Source organism: Nostoc sp., assembly GCF_036917155.1.
In the GTDB taxonomy this organism is placed as follows: Bacteria; Cyanobacteriota; Cyanobacteriia; order Cyanobacteriales; family Nostocaceae; genus Nostoc.
Genome location: NZ_JBALDZ010000210.1, coordinates 51,852 through 60,058 on the forward strand (window position 1 = coordinate 51,852; position 8,207 = coordinate 60,058).

8 protein-coding genes are annotated in these 8,207 nt (G+C 41.8%); 1 reads left to right on the plus strand and 7 read right to left on the minus strand.

Annotated features, from left to right (window positions below):
- Window positions 1-172: 172 nt before the first annotated feature.
- The gene (locus V7K67_RS27300; RefSeq protein WP_334730656.1) at window positions 173-616 is read left to right on the plus strand and encodes a DUF29 domain-containing protein; all 444 of its coding nucleotides are present in this window, start codon (window positions 173-175) and stop codon (window positions 614-616) included.
- 69 nt (window positions 617-685) lie between these two features.
- Here V7K67_RS27300 and V7K67_RS27305 read toward each other — a convergent pair whose 3' ends face one another.
- The 7 genes from V7K67_RS27305 to V7K67_RS27335 form a co-directional block, all read right to left on the minus strand.
- Window positions 686-922, minus strand: coding sequence for a hypothetical protein (locus V7K67_RS27305; protein ID WP_118167601.1), 237 nt, complete (start codon window positions 920-922; stop codon window positions 686-688).
- On the minus strand, window positions 919-1,350 hold the full coding sequence (locus tag V7K67_RS27310; RefSeq protein WP_335169247.1) for a putative toxin-antitoxin system toxin component, PIN family: 432 nt from the start codon (window positions 1,348-1,350) through the stop codon (window positions 919-921). Before V7K67_RS27310 ends, V7K67_RS27305 begins: the two co-directional genes overlap by 4 nt.
- A gap of 53 nt (window positions 1,351-1,403) precedes the next feature.
- Complete coding sequence (locus tag V7K67_RS27315; protein WP_334730654.1) at window positions 1,404-2,222, minus strand: peptidase; 819 nt, start codon at window positions 2,220-2,222, stop codon at window positions 1,404-1,406.
- 10 nt (window positions 2,223-2,232) lie between these two features.
- Window positions 2,233-2,466, minus strand: a complete 234-nt coding sequence (secG, locus tag V7K67_RS27320; RefSeq protein WP_179066611.1) for a preprotein translocase subunit SecG — start codon at window positions 2,464-2,466, stop codon at window positions 2,233-2,235.
- Window positions 2,467-2,659: 193 nt separating this feature from the next.
- Window positions 2,660-4,258 carry a 2,3-bisphosphoglycerate-independent phosphoglycerate mutase gene (gene gpmI, locus V7K67_RS27325; RefSeq protein WP_334730653.1) on the minus strand — a complete coding sequence of 533 codons (1,599 nt, stop codon included), beginning with the start codon at window positions 4,256-4,258 and terminating at the stop codon, window positions 2,660-2,662.
- Window positions 4,259-4,479: 221 nt separating this feature from the next.
- Entirely contained in the window at window positions 4,480-6,165 is a 1,686-nt protein-coding gene (locus V7K67_RS27330) for an ABC-F family ATP-binding cassette domain-containing protein (protein WP_334730652.1), read from the minus strand.
- A 368-nt stretch (window positions 6,166-6,533) separates the two neighbouring features.
- Window positions 6,534-7,379 carry an SPFH domain-containing protein gene (locus tag V7K67_RS27335; protein WP_334707472.1) on the minus strand — a complete coding sequence of 282 codons (846 nt, stop codon included), beginning with the start codon at window positions 7,377-7,379 and terminating at the stop codon, window positions 6,534-6,536.
- Between the last annotated feature and the right edge of the window lie 828 nt (window positions 7,380-8,207).

Consider the following 8,207-nt stretch of genomic DNA (forward strand, 5'->3'; position numbering starts at 1 on the left):
TACGCAAAAATTACTAAAAAGCTTAATTTATCGAACCGCCTTCTCTTCGAGAGGCTGACGCCAACGCGCAGCGTCTCGTAGAGAAGACGCCAAGAACGCCGATAATTCGTAGAGTGTGCGTAAGTCCTATAAAAGAATAAATAACACTAAGTTCAAGCTACAAAATCAACAAATGACTGCAATCATCGACATAAAAACATTATATGAATCCAATTACCTGCAATGGTTAGAAGAGACTATTAAATGTCTCAAAAATCGACAATTAGCAGAAGTTGACTATGGAAATTTAATAGAAGAATTGGAAGATTTGGCTAAAAATGAAAAAAGGCGAATAAGAAGTTTGTTGGAACAAATTATTAGACATTTATTACTTTATCAATATTGGGATTTAGAAAAGCCCAGAAATGCTAATTATTGGGCTGCGGAAATTATTAGTTTTCGGAACCAACTAAATGAAGATTTAACTGCCAATTTACGCAATCATTTAGAGGAGAATCTCAACATAATTTATAGCAATGCCTTAGATTATGTTAAGGCTAAAACACAGCTAACCAATTTCCCTGAATTATGTCCTTATACCTTAGAGCAGATTTTGGATAAGAATTGGTTGCCTTAATCTTAAATTTTGATTCTTTGCGCGAGACATATTCATATTTTAACTCAGCAATACCATAAGATTAAGTCGCTACAATTTATCATATTCTTCTGGTTCTACGTTAGGGACTTTATTCAAAACTTGCTGGAATTTTTCCCAACTACCGCTTTTAGCTTTTTCTTCCAAATAGTCTTTGGTCATCCATGCGGAAACTTGTGCAGATAAAGCAATAGTTGCAAGTTGTTCAATGGAAATATTTTCTCTGGCTGCTAAAGCTTCAATTTGTTTATATAAAGATTCAGGTAGCTGTACATTTAAGTTAGTCATGGGATTTCTCCTACTATTTGCAAGAATTCTTTGGGTGAAACTACCCTCAGTCCAAATTTTTGTGCGCCTTGTAAATCTTTTTGATTATAAGTGATGATAAAGTCGGCTTGGCATTCAACAGCTAAATCGATAAGAAAATCATCATCAGGATCGCGTGCTACTGGCCGCCATACATAGAAAATGCTACATCTATTAGCGATTGTACAAATAGCTTCAATAACATTGTCAATATTTTCATCACTCAATCCAAGCTGCTCTTTTTCTCTTTTGAGAATTTCTTCATACTCGAATACTAAGGTAGTAGAGACATTCAACTGCCAACGCCCATCATTAAGTATTGTTAATAGTTTGTAAGATGCACCACGGTTAGATCGTAAACCAGAAAGCAGTACATTAGTATCAATTATAAGTTGGTACGGATTTTTCATGGTTTCGCAGTAGTATTTTTGCTCTAGCGACAAGCTTATACTCTACCTATTGATCAATTAATCTTTGAATTATCAACTAAAGACCATCCTAAAGTAGTTGGCTGTTCATAAACCCGCTTTAGAGTATTTACATCTCTGGGAGAAATAGGCGACGGGTTACGAACTTGGGAAAAATATAGGGCATCAGTTTGTAGCGGACTATGACCCCAAATTCCCAACGCATGACCGAATTCGTGGCGGGTAGCTGCAATGAGATACTCACCTGTTTGACTGGGACTTAACAAGATGGTGAAGCGGTGGGATAAAACTTTGTTGCTTGTGTATAACTCGTAAGTAGTTTGTGCCGATCGCGCACGGGGTATATTACTACCAGGGGAAATTTGTAGAGGTGGCGCTTTTCGCGTGATCGTAATATCAGCAATTTCTGGCTGTTCGACTATTGTCAAAGGTAAATAAGTACTCCACTCCTGTACACCCTGCAAGACACCATTAACCCATGCTTGAGCCTGTTTTTCGCTGATGGCTTTTGGTGGTTCTACGTAAACTCGAATGGGAAATTGCGACCAGACTAAATAACCAACTTGGGTCGTTTTGACTTGGGAAAAGTAGTCACCACTGTTAGTCTTATCTTGCCACTGTGCAAGTGTAGGCGGTAAGGGATGGGATTTTGGGGGAGATGGTGAGGTTGAGAGAGAGATGATTAAGTTTGAATACCCATATTTTGGTATTATTGTAAACCCATCACTCGACTTGATATTAGTAAAAACGACTAATAGCCCTGTGCCAAGAAATAAGGCAAGAGCTACAATTAACCGTCGTGTAATTAAATTTATTAGGGTGTTAAGTATTGGATGTTGGGTTATTTTCCCCATTTACCTATCCTTATTTAGGCAGCCAACCAGCACTTAAAACTACTGTTAAACCGAGAAAAATTACTGTCAACGCCCAAGTAATGCGGTTTAAGGTGTTTTCTGCACTTTTGGTGCTGCTAAATAACTGTGCTTGTCCGCCAATAGCGCCAACGCCATCACCTTTAGGGCTATGCAGCAAAACTAAGATAATCAAACCAGTGGCGGAAAATGCCCAAATGCCTTGCACGATATTACTAATTGTCATGGTAGGAATCTCATTTATAAAAAGTTTCAAAAAACAGAGGTTAGGGGTTAGGGGTTAGGAGTTAGAAGTTAGGAGTTAGGAGTTAGGAGTTTGGAGTTTGGAGTTTGGAGTTTGGAGTTGAGAAAGTTTTAATTCATCACTCTTCACTATTAACTCTTAATTATTAACTTCTCACTATTAACTCCTAACTCTTTTACAGCCCTACTTGTACAGGGGTGCGAGTACGTTGCAGCTCATATTCTGCTGTTTTCAGCAGCGATCGCCCGGTCATTTCTGGTGGTTGAGGCAGCTGTAAAATCTCTAGAATTGTGGGGGCGATGTCGGATAGCTTGCCATCGCTTCGCAGTTCGACATTTGTACCATATCCAGGGATTTTGACTTTCTCTCCTTCCACCAAGATGAAGGGGACAGGGTTAGTGGTATGAGCCGTCCAGGGATTACCCCCATGATCTAGCATATACTCAGCGTTGCCATGATCGGCAGTAATAATTGTTGTACCGCCGGCTTTGATAACGCTCTCTAACAAGCGACCCAAACAGCGATCAACTGTTTCAACTGCTGTAATGGTAGCCTCGATTTGACCAGTATGCCCTACCATGTCTGGGTTAGCATAGTTAATCACAACTAGGGAATACGTACCCTTTTGAATCGCAGCGATCGCAACATCTGTAACTGCTACTGCTGACATCGCTGGGGCGTGATCGTAAGTCGCTACCATCGGGCTACTTACCAGTTCCCGATCTTCTCCAACAAAAGGTTCCTCCAGACCCCCATTAAAGAAATAGGTGACGTGGGCGTATTTTTCGGTTTCGGCGGTGCGGAACTGATTCAGACTATGATTAGCTATGACTTCTCCCAGAATATTACTGAGATTCTGCGGCTCAAAGGCTACAGCCACGGGTAAGTCTGAATCATACTGTGTAAAGGTAACAAAAGATAGCGGTGTGATTTGCTGTCTTTCAAAACCGTCAAATTTGGGACTGACCAAAGCTTGAGTCAGTTGTCTGGAGCGATCGGGGCGGAAGTTGAAAAATATTACCCCATCCCCTGGTTTTATTGCACCTGGAGCAATTCGGATGGGGTTGACAAATTCATCTTTTACCCCTTCGGCGTAAGATGCTTGCAAGACTTCTACAGCTTTGCGATCGCCACCTGCACCATCTTGGGTCATCACGTCGTAGGCGCGCTTGACCCGATCCCAGCGGTGATCGCGATCCATCGCGTAGTAGCGACCGCTGAGGGTGACTATGCGCCCAATTCCGGCGCGGTCTATATAATCTTGCAGCAGTGCGATCGCTTTTACCCCTTCTGTTGGGGCGGTGTCACGACCATCGGTGATCGCGTGAATACAAACTTCTGGAATTCGCTGGTCTTTGGCTAAGTCAAGTAGTCCGAATAGATGGGTGATATGCGAATGTACCCCTCCCTCAGAACAAAGCCCGACTAGATGCAGCTTACTATTCCGAGAACGAACTTCCTGGCAAATTTTGACAAGTGCTGGGTTGGAGGCAATAGAACCGTCTTCAACCGCATCGGAGATGCGTACAAGTTCTTGCGGTACAACTCGCCCAGCACCAATGTTCAAATGACCAACTTCCGAATTGCCCATTTGTCCCTCTGGCAACCCTACGGCTTTTCCTGATGTGCGGATGAGGGTATGCGGATAAGCTGCCCATAAACTGTCCACAATGGGAGTTTTAGCAGCAGTAATGGCGTTTCCTCGCGTTTCTTCGCAGTAGCCCCATCCGTCTAAAATGACTAGCACCACAGGAGCAACAGGTGCTTTGGTCATAGTAAAATTGCCCTTTACTTTTTGTAATACCCGAATGATACCACTGCTAATCCACGCTGCAAGTGAATTTTTGCTTATTAACTTCTTTTATGAAGGACTTGCAGCTTTTTGAAAGATTTTTTAAATTTTAGTAATTTTTCTGTGATGTTTTAGAACGCTAATAAGGAGTGATTACTTAGTAGTAGTGCTAAAACGCTACTACTAAGCCCTTTTCTAGTTTCTCATTTCCTTTTCGCGGAAGCTTTAGCAGCTTTTTTTGCTGCTTTTTCGGCTTCTATTGCAGCTAACTTGGCCTGTTCTTTTTCTTCGGCAATTTTCTGGAGATAGTAATGATAATCTCCTAAGTAAACCCGGAATTCACCATCACGAATTTCGACGATTTTGTTAGCTACTTGAGAAATAAAGTAGCGGTCATGAGAGACTACAATTGCCGTACCATCATAATTTTTGAGCGCTTCTTCCAGCATTTCTTTAGCTGGAATATCTAGGTGGTTTGTCGGCTCATCTAAAATTAGTAAGTTTGCGGGACGTAAGAGCATTTTTGCCAACGCCAGACGAGCTTTTTCTCCTCCACTTAATGCCCCAACTGCCTTAAATACAGTATCACCAGTAAATAAGAAGCGTCCCAAAAGCGTGCGGACTTCTTGATTATCCCAGTCGGGAACTTCATCATGGATAGTTTCCATGACAGTTTTCTTCAAGTCCAAGGCTTCAGCTTGATTTTGCTCAAAGTAACCAGGAATAACATTATGATCGCCTAATTGAACGCTACCTTCTGTGGGTGGTTCCATACCCATAATGACGCGCAGAAGGGTAGATTTTCCAGCACCATTGGGGCCAAGAAAAGCAATGCGATCGCCCCTTTCAATTAGGAGATTTGCTGCTAAAAACAGGATTTTCTCACCATAAAGATGAGTTAAATCTTTAATGTCCACTACCTCGCGTCCACTGCGGGGTGCGGGGGGAAAACGGAAGTGTAGAGTTCTTATCCCAGCAATGGGTGCTTCAATGCGCTCAATTTTGTCGAGTTGCTTTTCCCGACTTTTTGCCTGGGTACTGCGGGTAGCACTGGCGCGGAATCTATCAACAAAGGTTTGCTGTTTCTCTAATTCTTTCTGTTGACGTTCGTAGGCGCTAAGTTGTGCTGATTGACTTTCGGCTTTTTGTTCCAAATATGCTGTGTAATTACCAAGGTAGGTACTGGAAACGCCACGTTCAGTTTCCACAATTTGGTTGCAGAGGCGGTCAAGGAACTCCCGGTCATGGGAGACTATTACCATCGGCGTAACCAGCCCTCTGAGGTAATTTTCCAACCACTCAATGGTTTCTAAATCTAGGTGGTTAGTCGGTTCATCCAGTAGCAACAAGTCGGGTTTTTGGAGGAGAATTTTACCTAAACTCATCCGCATTTGCCAACCACCACTGAAGGCACTGACGAGGCGATCGCCATCTTCTAGCCCAAACCCCATTTCTGGTAAAATTTTCCCGATGCGTGCGTCTAAGTTGTAGCCATCCAAGGCTTCAAATTTACGCTGCAAGCGATCCAACTTATCAATCAGTCGATCCAGTTCCTCTGGGGTAGCCGTTTCCATCTCTTGTGGTATGTGCGCCAGAGATAACTGTACTTCGTTGGCTTCTTTGAAGACAGTCCAAAATTCTTCTCTTACGGTGCGGGTGGGGTCTACTTCAAACTCTTGGTTAAGGTAGGCTATATGTAAGCTATTAGGACGAATGATTTCGCCGGCGGTGGGTTCAATTTCCCCAGAAATGATCTTTAACTGGGTGGATTTTCCAGCACCGTTGACACCGACTAAGCCAATGCGATCGCCTGGTTTAACTTCCCAGTTGATATCTTTGAGAACTTCGCCTGTGGGATAAATTTTACTTATATGTTCTAGTCGCAGCATTAAGTTTCTCTCAGGTAGGGAGTGGGTGCTTGAGGACGAAGTACTAACACCGCCTCTAATATTAACAAAAATTAACTATAAATTCGTCGTGAGAAAGTTTGGAAGGCGAAACCAAATTTGGCTTGAGTTACCCATAAAACTTACCACATCCCTCTCAAGGCTGACTTTCTGCTACTTGTCTGACTTCTTCGACACTGAAACTAAATGCCTCTGCCACTTGTTCCACAGTGACAATCATCTACCACTACAAAGATTGTCGTTAATAGTGTTCCAAAATCTATGCTAGTCATGGGGGAAGTCTGAGTTGAAAAGCTGGTAACTTTTATCTTTTTACTTCTCCCGCCTTTTTTTCTAATTCACATTAGGCGTTAAGTATTACCGTTTTCGGATTTTTTGCCGTGACCTTCTGTAATTATTGACTCGGCAATCAACTCCTGAAACATTTCAGTTGAATTAGCTGGGTCTACAAAGACAATTTTGGCATTACTGCTCTCACCAAGTTTTTGGCTGGCATCTACGTAATCTTGGGCGACAAGATACCGCAGAATGTCCCTACTTTCTTTGGGATTGCTACTTAGAGCTTGAGAAATGATTTGCACTGAAGCCATAGTTCCTTCTGCTTTCTTAATGGCAGCTTCCTTTTCCCCTTCAGCTTCGGTAATCAGCGCCCGTTTTTTGATAACGGCGGCTTGTTCCTCTTCTCTAGACTTTCGTACACTCTCAGGTAGAGTGATTCTCTGAATATCTAACCGGAGAATCTCAACTCCCCAATCTGCTGTTATATTATTCAGCTGGTCTAAGATGGCTGAGTCCATCTCCGCTCTAGAGACGTTAGTCTGCTCTAGGGTATTCTGTGCAATGATTTCGCGGAGCGTGGTTGTGGTTATCTGTGTCAAGGCTCCTTGCAGATCCTCAATTGCGTAAAAGCTTTTCTCAATATCTCTAATGCGCCAGTACACAATAGCGTCCACTTCTACGTAAATATTATCTTGGGTAATGACATTTTGAGGTTTGATGTCTGTAAACTGCTCTCGTGTAGTATCTTCCATCACAATCTGATCCACCAAGGGAACAATAAAGTTCAGCCCTGGCTTAAGTTTCCGATGAAACCGCCCCAAGCGTTCGACTAGGGCTTCATTTCCTTGATTAATCAGTTTTGCAGAACCTAATGCATAACCTATAAGGGCTAAAACTATAGCAATAATTGGCTCCATGTATGCTCCTATTCAGCTTTGGGGAGAATTTAGTGTCAAGGATATGGTACTAGCTTGTCATATCTTTGACTTTAATGTTTTGAGTCTCTAATTTTATGAACACCAGCAGCGATGTCGAGTCGCTGCGAGTCTTGTACATATTTTGTAAGTAGAACTATTTTGCAGAATGCGATCGCTATTAAAGCACCTTGATAAAACGCTGGCAAGGACTACTTGATGTAATCAACATTACTTGTACTGGCATCTTCAGACAATCTGAAAGCTTATTCAGTATATTTACTTAATTTAGGCTAAGTTTACGTAAAATTTAGTAGGATTTTCACAACCCCAGTATAATCGGATTGAAATTAGCTTCAGCGATTAAAAATGTAAAAATATTATGGGCAGGCTATTAATCAGACTTATAGGTTTAATCCTACTTTTCACAGGCTTATACTTTTTGAGTCAAAACACTATATTTGTGAGTGGTTACTATCTACCTTTTTTTAGAAGATTACCTGCTACTGTTTCTGTATTAGCGATTATGGTAAGTGGGTTTACATTGGTGTTTTTTCTGAGAAAAGCTAGTAATTTTGCCTGGATTTTGTTATGGATTGCCATAGTACTAGTTTTCTTAAGTGGTGGAGCAATGTTCAGATCAACTAGCTTATGGCATTTAGTTGTCGCTTTCGCCTCGTTAACAGTTGGATATAAATTATTTAATGAGGGCAGAATAAAGCTTTAAAATTTTTAAAAGGGAAAAGGGAACAGGGAACGGGCAACAGGCAACAGGGAAATCCCCATAATTAAAATCAGGGGATTTGTACAAGGACACATTGAAACATCGTG